This is a genomic window from Paenibacillus sp. ALE2 (assembly GCF_054113385.1).
Genome location: NZ_CM134213.1, coordinates 842,501 through 859,628 on the forward strand (window position 1 = coordinate 842,501; position 17,128 = coordinate 859,628).

At 42.7% G+C, this 17,128-nt stretch carries 14 protein-coding genes (1 of these 14 only partly in view); 3 read left to right on the forward strand and 11 right to left on the reverse strand.

The features are described 5' to 3' along the window. The 5 genes from ACXHJ1_RS03425 to ACXHJ1_RS03445 form a co-directional block, all read right to left on the reverse strand. Positions 1–191 carry the 5' portion of an MFS transporter gene (locus ACXHJ1_RS03425; RefSeq protein WP_290403595.1) on the reverse strand. 1,093 nt of this gene lie to the left of the window's left edge, so 191 of the gene's 1,284 nt are visible here — the first part of the coding sequence; the start codon lies at positions 189–191; its stop codon lies beyond the left edge, outside the window. Between the two features lie 121 nt (positions 192–312). Continuing rightward, entirely contained in the window at positions 313–978 is a 666-nt protein-coding gene (locus ACXHJ1_RS03430; protein WP_016819577.1) for an ArsR/SmtB family transcription factor, read from the reverse strand. A gap of 156 nt (positions 979–1,134) precedes the next feature. Then, positions 1,135–3,477 carry a glycoside hydrolase family 2 TIM barrel-domain containing protein gene (locus tag ACXHJ1_RS03435; protein WP_457905608.1) on the reverse strand — a complete coding sequence of 781 codons (2,343 nt, stop codon included), beginning with the start codon at positions 3,475–3,477 and terminating at the stop codon, positions 1,135–1,137. A 79-nt stretch (positions 3,478–3,556) separates the two neighbouring features. Then, positions 3,557–4,351: a Nif3-like dinuclear metal center hexameric protein gene (locus ACXHJ1_RS03440; protein ID WP_457905609.1), complete on the reverse strand. Its 795-nt coding sequence runs from the start codon at positions 4,349–4,351 to the stop codon at positions 3,557–3,559. A 125-nt stretch (positions 4,352–4,476) separates the two neighbouring features. Beyond that, complete coding sequence (locus ACXHJ1_RS03445) at positions 4,477–5,040, reverse strand: 5' nucleotidase, NT5C type (RefSeq protein ID WP_107734828.1); 564 nt, start codon at positions 5,038–5,040, stop codon at positions 4,477–4,479. Positions 5,041–5,531: 491 nt separating this feature from the next. On the opposite strand from ACXHJ1_RS03445, the gene ACXHJ1_RS03450 reads away from it, so the two are divergent. After that, positions 5,532–6,515 carry a glycoside hydrolase family 5 protein gene (locus tag ACXHJ1_RS03450; protein ID WP_457905610.1) on the forward strand — a complete coding sequence of 328 codons (984 nt, stop codon included), beginning with the start codon at positions 5,532–5,534 and terminating at the stop codon, positions 6,513–6,515. Positions 6,516–6,626: 111 nt separating this feature from the next. On the opposite strand, the gene ACXHJ1_RS03455 is transcribed toward ACXHJ1_RS03450, so the two are convergent. After that, positions 6,627–8,984 carry a beta-galactosidase gene (locus tag ACXHJ1_RS03455; RefSeq protein WP_457905611.1) on the reverse strand — a complete coding sequence of 786 codons (2,358 nt, stop codon included), beginning with the start codon at positions 8,982–8,984 and terminating at the stop codon, positions 6,627–6,629. A 78-nt stretch (positions 8,985–9,062) separates the two neighbouring features. Continuing rightward, on the reverse strand, positions 9,063–10,349 hold the full coding sequence (locus ACXHJ1_RS03460; RefSeq protein WP_457905612.1) for a cellulase-like family protein: 1,287 nt from the start codon (positions 10,347–10,349) through the stop codon (positions 9,063–9,065). A gap of 249 nt (positions 10,350–10,598) precedes the next feature. On the opposite strand from ACXHJ1_RS03460, the gene ACXHJ1_RS03465 reads away from it, so the two are divergent. Together ACXHJ1_RS03465 and ACXHJ1_RS03470 are read left to right on the forward strand one after the other, a co-directional pair. Continuing rightward, positions 10,599–11,480, forward strand: coding sequence for a helix-turn-helix domain-containing protein (locus ACXHJ1_RS03465; RefSeq protein ID WP_457905613.1), 882 nt, complete (start codon positions 10,599–10,601; stop codon positions 11,478–11,480). An 83-nt stretch (positions 11,481–11,563) separates the two neighbouring features. Further along, positions 11,564–12,538 (forward strand): bile acid:sodium symporter family protein, encoded by a 975-nt coding sequence (locus ACXHJ1_RS03470; RefSeq protein ID WP_117290132.1) that lies wholly within the window; start codon positions 11,564–11,566, stop codon positions 12,536–12,538. 69 nt (positions 12,539–12,607) lie between these two features. On the opposite strand, the gene ACXHJ1_RS03475 is transcribed toward ACXHJ1_RS03470, so the two are convergent. The 4 genes from ACXHJ1_RS03475 to deoB form a co-directional block, all read right to left on the reverse strand. Further along, positions 12,608–13,036, reverse strand: coding sequence for a MarR family winged helix-turn-helix transcriptional regulator (locus tag ACXHJ1_RS03475; RefSeq protein WP_430188244.1), 429 nt, complete (start codon positions 13,034–13,036; stop codon positions 12,608–12,610). Positions 13,037–13,166: 130 nt separating this feature from the next. Then, on the reverse strand, positions 13,167–13,901 hold the full coding sequence (locus ACXHJ1_RS03480; RefSeq protein ID WP_457905614.1) for an SDR family NAD(P)-dependent oxidoreductase: 735 nt from the start codon (positions 13,899–13,901) through the stop codon (positions 13,167–13,169). A gap of 367 nt (positions 13,902–14,268) precedes the next feature. Then, the gene (locus tag ACXHJ1_RS03485; RefSeq protein WP_457905615.1) at positions 14,269–15,525 is read right to left on the reverse strand and encodes a nucleoside permease; all 1,257 of its coding nucleotides are present in this window, start codon (positions 15,523–15,525) and stop codon (positions 14,269–14,271) included. Between the two features lie 314 nt (positions 15,526–15,839). After that, positions 15,840–17,030 carry a phosphopentomutase gene (deoB, locus tag ACXHJ1_RS03490; RefSeq protein ID WP_457905616.1) on the reverse strand — a complete coding sequence of 397 codons (1,191 nt, stop codon included), beginning with the start codon at positions 17,028–17,030 and terminating at the stop codon, positions 15,840–15,842. Positions 17,031–17,128: the final 98 nt, after the last annotated feature.

Consider the following 17,128-nt stretch of genomic DNA (forward strand, 5'->3'; position numbering starts at 1 on the left):
TCCGTACCCAGCATATCCTGCGCCAACAACGCACCAACGGTTACTCCGGCAGCCAGTCCAGCGCCTCCAAAAATTTGAGAGAAAATAACGGTGATAAGCGTACGACGATACAGTTTTCTTTGCTTATCTGAAGATTCCACATAGGAATTGATAAGCGCTTGCTTCTTCTGCGAAGCATTCGTCAAATTCATTAAGGCTAACATCCTCCCCTGATTCCCTACAGAACAGTTATCTATTTTTTCCATCAAAAAGCGACGGTCTTATCGGCCCACTCGACAAGCTACATTTGCAGAACGAAAAACATTCCAAGCTTCATGATCCTGTCACTTCGTTAAGAATAAAGTCGTTCCAATCGTGAACACTCTTATCCAAGTGTCTAGCTTTGAAGCCATGAGCTTGCAACAATTCAATAGCCCTAACCGCCATTAAGCAATACGGGCCTCTGCAATAAGCCACAATCTTCGAGTCGGCTGGCAACAGAGATAACTGCTCCGCTAATTCTTCAATTGGAACGGAAACAGCTCCCGGTATATGAGCAGTTTCATATTCATCTCGCGGCCGTACATCAAGAAGTGTGACCTCCCCTTTTTCCATCCGCATTGCCAATTCTTCCATTGTGACTCCTTCAACATCTGAGAATTGACCCAAAAATTGCTCTTTAATGTGTTGAACTTCAATTAACTGCTTTTCAGACAGGTCATACAATGAATTTAAAAAGTGCAAAACAGATGAGTCAGAAAGTTCATAATAGACAAAGTTTCCTTGCTTTTTGGATTGAACCAACTTAGCCTGATATAGAGTTTGTAGATGCTGAGAAACATTGGCAACGGACATCGAAGTCATTTTAGATAGAACTTCAACTGATTTGGGTCCTTGTATGAGAATATCAAGAATTTCCAACCTTTTCGGGCTGGACAAGCATTTTCCGATCCGTGCGTATTCGGTGAAAAGCCCATCTTTGAAATCTCGTTCGTTCACTATTAAACACCCCATTCACTAAACTATTCAATTAATTACTTTAATATTAATAACGAAATTATAAATCTTCCTTTTTTTCATGTCAATTCTGAAATATATTCAGTTTTCACGCAAAAAAAGCCAGCTGCAAGAGCTGGCAAAAATTCATTTTCTCCTTTATTCCACTTTCAAGCTGATTTCTCCCTGTAATTCCCCATCTGCTGAGGCTTGTAGCAACAGTTCACCAGCTACATCCCCGGATTGTACTATTACAAGACACCTTCCTCTGTGTGTTCGTCTTCCTTTTCCCTTGAAAGGTTCATCACTGGTGAGATCCCCATTGTCTATTCCAAGGATGCGGCCATCACCATGCAGCTCAAAGCTCAAATCAAAATCCCGGTGAGGTACAACGATCCCGTGTTGATCTATAACGGTTACTTCCACATGAGATATCTCATGCCCATCAGCAGGTAGAGTCGCCCGATCAGCCTCCATTTTTAGAGCATAAGGAAGCTCGGCGGTAGTCAGTTCATGTTCACAAACCTGCTGATTCCCATTGCGGCCTATAGCCCGAATTTTGCCTGGTGTATAGGGGAGCTCCCATAGGATTAAATGATTAGGGTAATCAGCCAACTTTCTCTCACCGTATGATTCCTCGTTCACGATCAATTCTACGCTCTCGCAGTTGGTAAAAGTAACCAACCGTATCAGTTTTCCTGCGTATTCTGGAAATGTCCAATGATCTTCCATAGCTGGCGATTTCCAGTGCATTGTCCAAGTCGGATTATACTCCGATTTCATATGCTCATTAAATACGGCTATGTGCACAACTGGCTGATCAGACCAAAGACTTTGCTGGAGATAAGATACAGGTTTGCGAAACCCACACGTGTCAATCAGGCCGGAGGACCACCCTTTGGAGGGGTAGCTTGTTTCTCCCAAATAGTCGATTCCACTCCAAACAAATTGACCAATCACATAATCATGATTAGCGACATCAGACCAGGGATTCAGGGGCAAATAACCTTTAACCCGGTTATCTTTACCCCGATAATATGGGAACGTCTCTGTTCCAAGGATAAGCGTATCCGGCATGGCCGCTCTATAGTGCTCGTACCACTGCTCCTGATAGTTCAGCCCCAGTACATCCACTCGTTGGGCCAGCAGCTTGGTATGCTCCACCTTGGCCTCAATCGAACCATCACGCAAGCTGATCGGTGTATTATGCGGCTCAAGCGCGCAGGTAACAGGCCGGGTTGGATCTTTTTCATGGCAAAAGGCAACGAGCTGCTCCAACATGTTTAGCATGGACGGTTGACCTTGGTTCTCCACTTCATTACCAACGCTCCACATAAAAACACTAGGATGATTTCTGTCTCTAACAAGCATGGCCTCCAGATCCTTTGCCCACCATTCATCATATATATGCTCATAGGAAAGAGATTTCCATTTGTCAAAAGCCTCGTCCACCACCAAGAAACCCATATGGTCACATAAGTCTAATAATTCGGGCGCCATAGGATTATGCGCAAAACGGATTGAGTTGCAGCCCATTTCCTTCAGCTTCTCCAGCCTTCTCTTCATGGCTGTATCATGGTAAGCAGCCCCTAGGCAGCCTAAATCATGGTGAATGCACACTCCCTTCAGCTTCAAGCTGCTTCCATTTAGCAATAATCCTTTTTGAGAATCGAGGATCACTTCTCTTATGCCAAAAGGGATACGATAACGATCCACCTCAGTATTGTCGCAATAGATCGTCGTTTGGGCTTCATAGAGCACTGGGTTGTCCGGTGACCATAACTCTGGCTCTATAACTCTCGTTTTCTGCTCAATTTCCTCTGTTTCAAAGCCCGCAAGAGCTACTCGGTTTTCAATTTTTCCTTTTAGTTGTCCCTGTGAATCTAGTATTTCAGTCTTAATCGTACACTCTACGGCATGCTCATGGTGATTCCTGACCTTGATTCTGGCACTCACCTTGGCTTCATCTGGCGAAATTTCAGGTGTGGTAATAGTAGTTCCCCATTCGGTTACGTGAAGATAATCCGTATAAATCAGCCACACATTACGATAAATACCGGCCCCCGAATACCATCTGTCAGGCGGAAGAAGCGTATTGTCCACTTTGACGGCAATTACGTTATCCTCGTCCCACCGAATATATGGAGTCAAATCATATTGAAAGCTAACATACCCATAGGGCCGCTTGCCCACAAAATGCCCATTGAGCCAAACCTCACTATTACTGTGAATGCCATCGAATTGTATGTATACGCGCTGTTTTGGAGAGGAGGGCTTCACATTAAAATGCTTTCTGTACCACCCAACAGACCACCTGGGCAAATAAGCTTGATTGCCGCCATACAGCATATGTGGATCAAAGGATTTTTCAATACTCCAATCATGAGGGATATGAAGGTCCTGCCAATGCCCATCGTTATAGTCTGTCTTCTCAGCGCCCGTGTAATTCTCTTCTATAAATTTCCAGCCCGTTCTGAACGGCATAATCACTCTGCTTCCCATTATCTTGCCTCCATTTCATAAAGTAGATGAACGGATAAAAACAACAGTGCGGGATGATCATCATTAGGTATGTTCTCGCCTACAATATTTGGAATACGGGACGATCCTCAACAAAGAAGACGGGGAGCATTGGAAATTGGACGGAAAGTGTATCAGCAAGATGCTTCATACCAGGTGCTTCACTTTCAGCATGTCCCAGCATAATAAGTGCTTTATTTTGCCCTTGATAAACAGCGTCCTTCACATATTCTGGTGTTTCCCATTCGGGCCCTTCACCAGCAATGATCAGGTCCACATTTTCATGTAAAAATAATGGGATGGCTAGTTCACCACCTCCCCTATATCCGACTAGGATTCCCACTCGTTCACACGGCATGGAAACCTCGCCAGCAACTCGTACATAACGAATATCAAGTTTGGCTTTTATATATTCAGCAATCTCTTTAACTTTCATAGTCGAAATAGCCAAAATGGAGGAAGAAGGCTGCTGTTTCACAACATAAGGGTGCCAGTCAAGCGCCTGTAGAAGTCCAACCATCACTCCATCCGGTTGGTAACGATGTATAGTGTCATGAAAACGATAAATCCCTACGCCTGAATCGGCGACCAGACGAGATTTGTGCAAATAGACGGGATCATGAAGTAAACATTCCTGCATCTCGTGATGGCTATAATACATACCTTCATGTGTAATAATAAAATTTGCACCAAGCGAAATAGCTTGCTCTATCACATATTGTGACGCGCAGAAAGCGGTTACAATTCCTTGGATTTCAATATCTCTAAATTTTGGGTCAAGCAAATCTACGCTTGTATTGGGTGTGTCTATTCCCTTTGTCAGATAAATTACCATCTGCCCCATAGTTATGGTCATACACGTGTCCCTCCCCATGAAGAATATGCATCCATTGTACCATTTTATTCTATTATGGAGCCTATTATTTCTCGCAAAACAGCCAGCTCCGAGGGAACTAGCTGTTTTGCAAAAGCATCTATTTTTTACTTCAGAACTCCCAAAATAGAGTCGATTCGTTCTTTGGCTCCTTGCCAAGATGCCATGACCGGGAACTCATATTGCTCTCTTGCTATCAAATTCCATGGATGAGGAATACAAAGCACCTTCTTCCCCTCCTCCAGTGCAGGCACCAAATTGTGGGGACCATCATCAATCAGGAGGTCATAGTTAATCAGATTCTTTCGTTTACATGGAAAAAAGTTCTCGATCGGAATGAATGGCATATGCCTTTGAAGCCAATTCCATTTCTCCACGACGGTTTTCGGTTCTGCCGCTGTCACAATAATGACATCAAAAGCATTGCAAAGCTTCTCCATTTCTTCTACGACATACTCGTCATACAGTTCAAGTTCCTCAAACAAACCCGGTCGTCCATAAAATACATCATGTGTGCTTTTCGGATGACGTAGATGATCGGTATTCCAATCGAACATTTCTTCATAACGAAGCGGATGAGTGGGAAATTCACTATTGTTATGGTATATAGCCCGTTTGACGAGATGACAGATCGTATCGTCCATATCGACTGCTATGATTGGTTTTCTCATCTCTTGCCCCTATCTATTCTGTTAAAAGTATTACGAGAATATCATACAACAATTTAATACTGGGGTGAAGCTGGGCATAGACTATATCATTGGTGCTCACATGACTCCCGATAACTCCCCAAACATATTGTTAGGTAATTTATATAAAACAAATCTATTATAATAAAAAGTTAGTTTTTATTTTATTGTTTTTAGCTAACTCATCAATAAAAAAACAAGAAAACATGTCATTTCAGAGAGAATAATCATAATAAAACCTTTGAAAACACTATTACAGCAAGAAATTCGTACATAAATATTCCGAAAACAAAAATAAACTAAAAAAATCAATTGAATAACAAACACGCAAATGATAGAATAACGAAAAATAACTATCTTAAAAATGAAAGCGCTTTATATCGTGTTTAGCTTACTGCTATTTACATACTGACATACCTACTCCACCTCTACATAGCAGGAAGTTGAATAATATATTTTAGGGAGGAATAAAAGTGAAAGCATTGTTAAGAAAAGCATTATTGTCTGGACTCGCTGGTCTGCTTATCATGATTGGTTTGGGGGGATTCTTCTCCAAGGCGCAAGCTGCTTCAGGGTTTTATGTAAGCGGTACCAAATTGTATGACTCTACAGGCAAGCCGTTCGTTATGAGAGGCGTCAATCATGCTCACACTTGGTACAAAAACGATCTTTATACTGCCATCCCAGCCATTGCCAAGACAGGTGCTAATACAGTCCGGATTGTCCTTTCTAACGGAACCCAATACACCAAGGATGACATAAATTCCGTAAAAAATATTATCTCCCTAGTCACAAGTTATAAAATGATTCCTGTACTTGAGGTTCATGACGCTACGGGTAAGGACGATTATGCGTCTTTGGATGCGGCTGTGAATTACTGGATTAGTATAAAAGATGCCTTGATCGGCAAGGAAGATCGGGTTATCGTGAACATTGCGAACGAATGGTATGGCTCCTGGAATGGAGGCGGTTGGGCAGATGGGTATAAGCAAGCGATTCCCAAGCTGAGAAACGCAGGTATCAAAAATACGCTCATCGTCGATTGTGCTGGTTGGGGACAATATCCTCAATCTATCAATGATTTCGGTAAATCTGTATTTGCAGCTGATTCTTTGAAGAATACGGTATTCTCCATCCATATGTATGAGTTCGCTGGTAAAGATGTTCCAACTGTTCGAACCAATATTGATAACGTTCTGAATCAAGGACTCCCTCTGATTATTGGTGAATTTGGCGGTTACCACCAGGGAGCAGACGTCGACGAAACAGAAATCATGAGATACGGCCAATCCAAAGGTATTGGCTGGTTAGCTTGGTCCTGGTACGGCAATAGCTCCAACCTTTCTTATCTTGATCTTGTAACAGGACCTAATGGCAATCTGACCGATTGGGGCCGCACCGTGGTAGAAGGAACCAACGGCATCAAAGAAACATCGAAAAAAGCCGGTATCTACTAAAAAGTGCTATAGGAAAATAAATGTAATAGACTCATGGCTGAACCACCATGAGCTATTACATTTTTACACTTCGTATTAAAAGTACTCGCTGAGCGTCTTGATCTTACCCTGTTATACGGTGATTTGGATTTCATACACAGGCACAATGCTGACCGTGCCAATGTCCGCAATTCGTTCCTCCGTTGTCTCTTTCCAGCCAGCCATGGTCGTATTGCTATTAAGAACCTTGCCCTTTCGAATTGGAGAAACATATACGTACATCCCTCGCTCGATAAGCCGATGTTCAAATGACTTCAAACCTATTTCCCAGGTCGTATGGTTGCAGAAATTATCGTGAATCAGTTCACCATCAATAAATGCATAACCGATATCTCCCGTATAATCAATACGCAGCAGAGCCTCCTTGACCCCATCAAGGGCATTTGTTTCAAAATCAAGGACGAATTTATCATGATTCACCCTTTTCAGATGAAAGTGTATTTCCTTCTTAGGAACTCTGAACCGATACGTTGTAAATAATTCACTTGCTGTTGTTGCAAGCAACTCTCCACCGGATATGGATGTGATTGAGTCGTCAAAATCCGGGAATACACTCAGCGTTACAATCTCCTGATCTGTTGATTCCAGCTTCACCTCAGCTCCGGATACAAGTAAATTGGTACTTGTCAAGACAACTCTGTCCCGACCTTGCAGATTGACCTTCCAAAACTCCAAGCTTTGTTCATCAGTCATCGTATAGATGACGACTTTTTGGCCACTTTCAGATACCAGGCGGATGAGACTCTCTTCCTCTTCAGCAACCTGAATGATCGTATTTTCACCCAATTGCTCAATCGAACCTTTGTCAATTGTGGCACGGATGATATCTTTTGATTCCAATACATACGTGCCTTTCATCCCGTCCGGTACAAAGAAAAAATAATATATTTCTCCATCCTCTTCTAGCCTTGTTATCAGCTGTAATGTTGCATATTTGAGCTTTATTCCATCCAAATTGAGGTTAAAAGGCAAAATAGCGAAGCTATCCCGTCCTAATGTCAGTTCACCTTGACTAGGGATTACAATCGTTTCCTCAGGCAGCTCAATGCTTACATTGAAATTGCACAGATCGTAATTTTCAACATGGTCCTGAAAATTATTTAGAAACAAGTACCCCGCCCCGGCACTGGAGCGAACCGCATATCGTAAGGTATCCACATCATAAGGGTCCATTGAGGACGTGTCCTCTGGCAGAATAGTCTTCGTCAGAGAGAATTGCTTTTGGAACGTTGAAAGAAAATAATGCTGCAGCTTTGTTCTTCGGTATGACTCCCTGATTTGACCGAATTCTCCAATCATGGCATTGAAATCATAGGATATTTTAGGTGTAGCCATATCGTTTGTGAACGGGTTAACCTTACCTTGAGGATTGGAACCCCCATGATACATATAGTATCCGATCAGGTTACAGCCTTCTGCAACCTTCATGACAGTCATCGCTGGAACACTACGATAGGGAAAGACAAACCGGTATTTATAAAACTGAACCATACCGCCACCCATTTCGCAGCAAGCGTACGGATAGTCTTCCGGGGCGTATAGGGGCTCGAAATTGTAGCTTTTCGGAATCTTGTTATTATGCTTGTCTCGGAAAATGTATTCCGGTGTCGCAGGATGCTCATCCTTCCCCTCCAACCGTCCCTCTTCATAATAGATCCACGGCCAGTAGGCATATCCGCCCCATAAGGGCAGCATATCAGGAACAGGCGTTGTCGCTCCTCCCCATCCTGTGCATGTATAGATCGGAGTATCAATCCCCGCTTCTAGAGCTATTTCTTTAAGTTTTAACATATGTGAATTACCGTCACTCCCAGAGTTTAACCACATATCATTAATTCCTACAGTCAATCCCCACTGGGCAGAGGAATGATGATGCTCGTTTTCGATTTGGGTGCCGATGATCGGCCCACCCTCCTCATATAACAGCCCTTTAACCTGAATGCCGATTTCGTTATACATTCTTCTCGTATAAAACAAATATCCCTCATCATTAGAACGAACCTCAAATGGGCGACCAAATAGCCAATCCGGTATACCGCCGTTTCGGATTTCGCCATGATTGAAGGGTCCGATTCGGATAATGACATATAGCTGATGTTTGCCACATAACTCAATAAAATAGCGGAGGTTCTTATTCCCACTCCAATTAAAAATACCATCGACTTCTTCATGTAGATTCCAAAAAACATAAGTAGCAATAATATTGACGCCACCCATTTTTATTTTAATAATTTCGTCTTCCCAACAGCGTTCATCATAGCGTGCATAATGAAATTCACCACAAATCCCGAAAAAAGGCTCTCCATCCTTCTCCATAAAATAGTTGGTGAAACCGATTTGTTCTCCCTTTGGATTGGTGCCGCCAAGTCTGGGCTTTCCTTTCACAATATGCTTATGATCATCTCGGACCGTAATTCGATAGTTTCTCATGAAGTTCACTCCCCTCACTCGTTCATATTGAATGACTCTAGCTATCTCAGAGACAATAGGTTGTCTAAGAAGTAAACTCTAATCTGAGTTTAGAATAAATTGGTTCCACTTGCGCTGCCAGGCTATATCATTCCAGAATGGGTGATGCGGCGCACAGTTGGAGCAGAGGGTCATTCCCCAGAACCCCAGTGCCATTCCTTTTCGCAACACATATTCAGCTATATATTTACCGACTGGGCCTTCTTCAAATTGGGCATGCAGGGGTGTAAAGCCTACGTAACCTTCTCCTATGACAATTGGAATACCGGAATGACGGGTCCATTCATGAATCTCTTCCAACCGGGAGTCGGCCTTCTGCAACATGGCCATTTTATGATCTCCGTACCGATCGTACAAAAATAAATCCCATTGATCCGGATCTACCCAGTCGTGTAAATAAATAAGCCTCATGCCAACAGGATTGCCTTCCATCCGCCAATTTTGCTCTGGAGGCAGAGCCCATTCTGCAAATGGAGGGGCATCTTCCCTCAATAGGGATTGGACGAATGGATTGGGGAATGGCGCCAGCTCATTATCAAGCCCTGCCGCTTCCATAAGCTCATTCAGCACCCCTTTAATATAAAGATGAAAATGGGCCACCTGCATATTGCGCGCCACGTAAGCTTTAGGGTAGGCTTCATTTAGTGTATAGCTGGCTGTCATCATAATATCTGGATGGCTTTGGCGAAGATATTCAATTGCTTCTTCTACGTAAGGCTGCATTGCTTCAATCATTGCCGGTACGTTCGTTTCTGCTATGCCCTCAGACGTTCCGACGGCGTTTAGCTGCCCAAATTCCACTTCGTTATGCAGCTCTGTATAGATAATCTGATCCCTATAGCCTTCTGCTGTAACAAACCGAATCAACTGATCCATTGATTTTGCAATCGTCATGAATCTTTCCTTAGGTGGGATCGCAGCTAATTCATCTCTAAGCTCGGCATGAGCCAGGAAGGTCGGACTCTGCTGATATTCCCAAGAGGATAATATAATGTAACAATTATGAGCCTTGGCCTGTCTAAACAGTTCGAGCAAATGAGCATGCCCATCCAGCACTGCACCGCCGCGACAGTTATACCAGCGCGTACGCTGGCCCACTTTTCCAAGACTCGCAAACTCCAATGGCCCGGGGCGTTTGCCATCCACCGTAAACAACATGAAGGGCATAGCGCATATTCGGATCGTATTGTAGCCTCTTTCGACCGCTTCCTGAAAACGAGCTGCCAGGTCGCTGTAGGGCTCCCCCTCCTGTGTCATGGTATACCAAGAGAAGTCCCACATCGTGATCGTCAATTTACGCAGTACATTTCTCATCAGATTACTCATTCGATCTCCCCCCAAGCCCTAGTCCATAGGGTTCAATGCTCCTTAATTCACAAGCCTTCCACAATGCTTCTACAGCCTGTTCAATCTGTCCAGTTACCTTCATGCTCCATTCATCGCTCCCTCATAGTCGCTCTTATATCAAAGCTTATAAGTAAGCGGTATCACAGACAATTGACAATCCACTGTTTATGATGGACTATATACGTATTTCATCACTAGAGCCGCCTATGGCTAGGAGAAAAGTAGACTATGAATAAGAAAGCCGATGGATTTGAGCGTAAAAAAGTATATGTCCTTCCACCCTATATGCCGAATAAATTAAAAATAAACCCGCTAACAAAAAATGTATATATTACGGATATAGGCTGCTTCAGCCATGCCCGTCATCATTTTCGTGAAAGAACACACGGCTGTGACTCTCATATATTCATTTACTGTGCGAGTGGAAGGGGCTGGATACGAACCAAGGATAGCCAAACCATTGTCCTGAAAGAGCGAAGTTTTGCTTACATTCCTAGGGACATTCCACATGCTTATGGGGCTGACGATGAAGATCCATGGACAATTTACTGGTTTCATCTTAAAGGGGACCAAATGGATGATTTTATGGCGTTGTTTGAGCCGTTTAAAATGTATATTTCGATGGCCGCCAGTGATGAAATCAAACTGCTAGAGCTATTTCATCAGTGTTATGACCTTTTATTGAACAAATCCTACTCCATGATACATTTAGTTCAAGTGTCGCAAACTATCCGTTATCTACTGAGTTTTGTTGTATCCGTTGCCTCTCGCAAGGAGGACAGCACGTACCAGAGCTATGTCGATAAGGCCACACGTTATATGGGCGAACAATTGGAATCCACCGTTTCGCTTGATGAGCTTAGCCGACATGTTCAGGTATCCAAGCAGCATTTAAACCTAATATTCAAGCAATCCACCGGGTATTCTCCTGTCGATTACTATTTAAGAATGAAAATTCAAAGAGCCAGTCAGCTTTTGGATTTAACGAATGCTTCTATTAAAGAAATTAGCATACAACTCGGTTTTAGGGACCCTTATTACTTCTCCAGGCTATTCAAAAAAGTAATGGGCTGCTCTCCTCTGGCGTACCGAAGTAATTTAAAGGGCTAATTCATGGATGAGTTCCCCCTACACGGATCATTTACGGACCAAGGAGCAAGGTCTATACTTAAGTACAAAAAAGGAAGTTTTGTATGCTCCTAACGTTGAATCGAAGACTCAATGCAGCTATGCCGCTAATCACACCCATCAGCATTCTAATTGGCGTCCTGATCGGTACGCCGTTGTCCCAGTATACTGAGCTTTCTCCCTGGCTGTTTGCATTCATGACCTTTGCGGGCAGCATCGGTATGGGGTTCAAGGATTTTATCCATGTGATCAAGCATCCTGGTCCGCTGATCGCCTGTCTGTTTATTCTTCATCTCGCCATGCCGCTTCTCGCCATGCTGCTTGGGCATCTGGCTTTTAGTGACGATCCTTATACAATTACTGGACTGATTCTTGGTGCGGCTATCCCAACGGGCATCTCCAGCTTCGTATGGGTCAATATTTATAAAGGCAATACAGCGCTGACATTGGCGATCATTCTAATTGATACAATTTTGGCCCCGTTCGCTGTGCCCGGCATTATGTCCCTGCTGATCGGAGCGAATGTCCAACTCGACACCTGGGCAATGATGCAGAGCCTGTTCTGGATGATTGTCGTTCCTTCATTAATTGGCATGGTGTTGAACGAATGGACCAAAGGAAAGATTAAGCAGGTATGGGGACCTCGGCTCGGTCCATTCTCCAAGCTGGCTATGGCTCTGGTCGTCATGATTAACGGATCTGTCATCGCACCTTATCTGGTCGATTTTAATCTCAAACTTGTCGGAGTATGCCTCTCCATCATTATCCTTGCCTCCACTGGATATGCGATTGGTTATCTCATATCTGGGCTGATGCGATGGAATAATGCAGACCGTACAGCGCTTGTCTTCAACGGTGGCATGCGCAATATTAGCGCGGGGGCCGTGCTTGCCATCACCTACTTCCCGGCTCCGGTAGCGCTGCCCGTTGTACTCGGGATGATTTTTCAACAATCCACAGCGTCTCTGGTCGGATTTCTGCTGAGCCGCCGCGACCGCGCCAACGCTAAGAATAAGCGCAGTACGCTCTCTGCTTCCTAAAGTCGGAGCGGTTCTAAGTATCAATAAAAAAAGCCGCCAATATGGCGGCTTTTTTTATGATTACCTGTGTCAATCCTCACTCATTACCTTATTTAGTTTTTCATAAACAGACAATAAAGACTCTCTTTCTTCTTCGGTTAGATTTTCAAATAGTTCTCTTCTAAGCTTTCGTCCTTCTTCCTGTGCTTTATTTAGCATTCCGACACCAGCGTCAGTTATTTGCAGGTACACAATCCGCCGGTCCTCCTCATCCGCCACTCGTACAGCCAACTCCTTTTTTACAAGCTTTCCAGATAGATGGGTTAATGTCGGAGGAGTTAGCCCCAATAACCTGGCCAGGTCAGAAGGACGGCACTTTCCGTAACTATTTAGATACGAAAGAATAAGGATATGTGATATCCCTAGATTCTCATTAAACATTTTATTCCATCTAATTAATAGGTTGTTTGTAACCTGGTCCATAGCATGAATCAACGTAAATATATTTTGTTCTTTCATTAACACTCCTTAACCTGCTTTCTCAAATGAAATAACAGCCCCCTATATTGTATAGGGGGCTTGTATAAAAGTCATTCTTTACTGAAAGAAGGTCAGATATCCATTCCCCACAGTAAAGTGAATCGTAATGTTATTGGGCAGAAAAACCACCGTCAATCACAAGCTCCGATCCCGTAATGTATGAAGATTCGTCCGAAGCCAAAAACAAGGCAGCGTTAGCTACATCGTCAGGTCGACCAAGTCGCTGCAATGGAGTCGCTTGAATTAAGTGGGTAAGCATTTCCCTGGATGTGCTGAGCGCTTCAGTCATTGGTGTCTCAATAATGCCCGGAAAAAGCGTATTTACACGGACTCCAACCCGTCCGAACGTTGTTGCCGCAGCCTTCGATAAAGCACGTACAGCACCTTTTGAAGCGGAATAATGGTTAAATCCCTGACCAATTTGAGCGGTGTAAGAAGAAATATTAATAATAGCGCCGCATTTTTGGGCAACCATATACGGGGCTACATGCTTAATACCTGCAAACGGACCATACCCGTTAATCGTCATCAGTTTATGCCAGTCATTTAGGTCGATATCCTGGTATCCTTTTTCAGATGTTATTCCTGCATTGTTAACTAGAATGTCAATTTTACCGAATTTAATGTTTACTTCTGCGGAAAGAGCCTTCCAATCCTCGTCAGAAGAAACATCCAGTTTCATTCCGTACACATTCGTTTTCTTACTAGCCCGTTCAAGAGCTTGATCATTGATGTCAGCAGCAATAACTATAGCTCCCTCCTCACTGAAGAGGTCAACCATTCGTTCTCCTATCCCTGATCCTCCGCCTGTGATAATAGCAACTTTACCTGCCAGTCTATTCATGTTGATATCTCCTTTTAATCATTATCAATCTGCTCAAATCTTATATATTCAGACATATTATTTAGACATCTAAATATTTGATATCTAAATTATATCCCTTTTATACTCAATATACAACTGCTGCTTTATCCCAATCTTATGGTATGAAAGGGAATTCCGTGCTATATAGAACGAAGGTTTTTTGCTTGTCTGAATCGGCTACACTTAATTGGACAGTAAAATGGACGTATCATTGTGTATAATTTCGATTCAGTAACTTTTCGCTCAAAACACCATTCTTTACGATTCATTACTATACAAAGTAAAAAAGCCTTGATTCATCAGTGTTTCTAATGAGTCAAGGCTTCTGCTTCTTTTGTTATTGATTTCAATGGCCTGTAGATACATCTTTCATAGCATTTGGATCATGTTTATACTTGAAGCTTACAGCAAAAATAATTGCAAGTACGAGTGTATATGCTCCAAAGGTTAGCCAAATACTTTGCCAATCTTTCACACCCTCCACCGTGAAATAGTCTACAACCTTTCCACTTGCGATGGCGCCTACATACGCTCCGATTCCATCAACCATGGCTAAAAATAAGCCTTGCGCACTTGCGCGAATACGAGGATCGACTTCTTTTTCTACAAAAATGGCTCCAGAGACGTTAAAGAAATCAAATGCACAGCCGTACACAATCATGGATAACAGAAGGAAAGTGAATCCTACACCAGATGGGTTACCATATGCGAAAAATAAAAAACGTAATGTCCAAGCCACCATACTAATGAGCATAACCTTTTTAATTCCAAAGTTACGTAAAAAGAATGGGATGGCAAGGATAAAACACACCTCAGCAATCTGTGATACCGATAATAAGATAGATGGATACTGTACGACCAGGCTATCTTTAAATTCAGGATTCAGTCCAAAATCATGCAAAAACGGATTACCAAATGTATTGGTTATTTGCAAGGCAACACCTAGAAGTGTTGAGAAAAGAAAGAATATAACCATTCTTTTCTGTTTGAACAGTACAAAGGCATCTAACCCTAAAAGACTAATCCATGACTTTTCTCTCTTATCGTTAGAGGTCGGGCAATCAGGCAGCGTAAGTGAGTATAGGGCTAACAAGAGTGAGATACTCGCGGCTATATATAACTGAATGTTACTTAACTCAAATCCGCTAAGGCTAACCACCCACATGGCAACAATGAACCCGATTGTTCCAAACACGCGAACCGGCGGAAAATCCTTAACTGTATCAAGTCCTGCTTTCTCCAAAGCAACGTAAGAAATAACATTCGTCAAAGCTGTGGTAGGCATATACACCAATGCGTTAAAAAATATCACCCAGAACATAAGCGTCGGATCTGAAACTTGTGCAGCAATAAATAAACAAATTGCGCCAAGCGTATGGAATATTCCATATAATCTATTGGCTTTAATCCAACGATCCGCAATAATGCCTGCGAGACTAGGCATGATGATCGCGGCTAATCCTTTTGAGCTATAAACAATCCCAACTTGTGCGCCCGTAAAATGCAATGTATTGATCATATACGAGCCTAGCGTAACAAGCCATGATCCCCAAATGAAAAACTGAAAGAAATTCATTATTCTAAGCCTTGTTTTCATTGCCATTTTTCATGTCCCCTGAGCTTGAATATTCAAGTTGTTGTGTTACTACTCTTCCGTCAAATCTTCTATCGGACACAATTGCAAAGGCTTACATTTTGTTATTCATAGTTTAATAGGTAAAGTCATTAAAGCAAAGAACTAAATATATATTTTATAAAAAGTAATAAAGTATTTATAATAAATGACTTATAATATACATATTCGTTTCAATCTTTTTTTATAAAATAGTAAAAGTTGTTTTTTTCCAAACCAAATGACCTCCGTAGGAGCGGAAGTTATTTGGTTTAATTCGTTTAAGGATTAGCACGCTACAACGTTTATCTTTTTATGATTAACTCATGCATAAAACTGGTACCGTGGTCTGGCAATTCGACTCCAAAGTTGTCAGCAATGGATGCTCCAATGTCTGCAAACGTTTTGCGAAGAGGTAGCTCTCGGCCTTCCGAAAACGCCTTGGAGTAGATGAGTAGCGGCACATATTCCCGTGTATGATCGGTTCCATGATGAACCGGGTCATTTCCGTGGTCCGCAGTCAATATAAGCAAATCATCTTCGGTAATTTTTTCCAGAAGTTCTGGCAACCGGGCATCAAATTCCTCCAGTGCATTGCCATACCCTTGTGGATCTCGACGGTGACCAAAAAGGGCATCAAAGTCAACCAGGTTTAAAAAGGACAAACCCGTAAAATCCTTCTGTGCAACCTGAATAAACTTGTTCATTCCATCCATGTTGGATACCGTTCGAATCGCCTCGGTCACGCCTTCTCCATCATAAATATCTGAAATTTTCCCTACAGCGATTACATCCAGAGCAGCATCCTTTAATTCATTCATGACCGTCCGGGAAAAAGGCTTCAGTGCATAGTCATGCCGGTTAGCCGTTCGTTTAAACTGTTCCGGCTCCCCTACAAACGGCCTGGCTATGACTCGGCCAACCATATAATCACTGTTTTTGGTCATTTCGCGTGCCATTTCACAGACATGGTATAACTCATCCAGCGGTACAATCTCTTCGTGAGCAGCAATTTGCAGAACGGAGTCCGCTGATGTGTAAACGATCAAGGCCCCCGTTTTCATATGTTCCTCCCCAAGCTCATCTAATATTTCAGTGCCACTGGCAGGTTTATTTCCGATGATTTTTCTCCCTGATTTCATTTCAAGTGCTTCAATTAAAGCGGCAGGGAAACCATTCGGAAATACTTGAAAGGGGACGTCTATACGTAACCCCATGATCTCCCAATGCCCTGTCATCGTGTCCTTCCCGTTAGAGGCTTCCTGCATTTTGGTCCAAAAAGCCGCGGGGCGATTAGCTTTTGGTATTCCTTGAATCTCTTTAATGTTGGACAATCCAAGTGCAGCCATGTTAGGCATATACAGTCCATTCATTTTTTCTGCGATATGCCCCAACGTATCTGCCCCCTCGTCTCCAAAAGCCGCAGCATCCGGTGCTTCTCCAATACCAACTGAATCTAGGACAATTAAATGAATTCGTTGAAATCGTTTATTCATATATCAATCTCTCCTCTCAACACGCACCTTTGTTTTATCTGAAGCATTATTTTTTATATCCAGGCAGCAGTAATACGACACATAAAAGAGGACAGCTT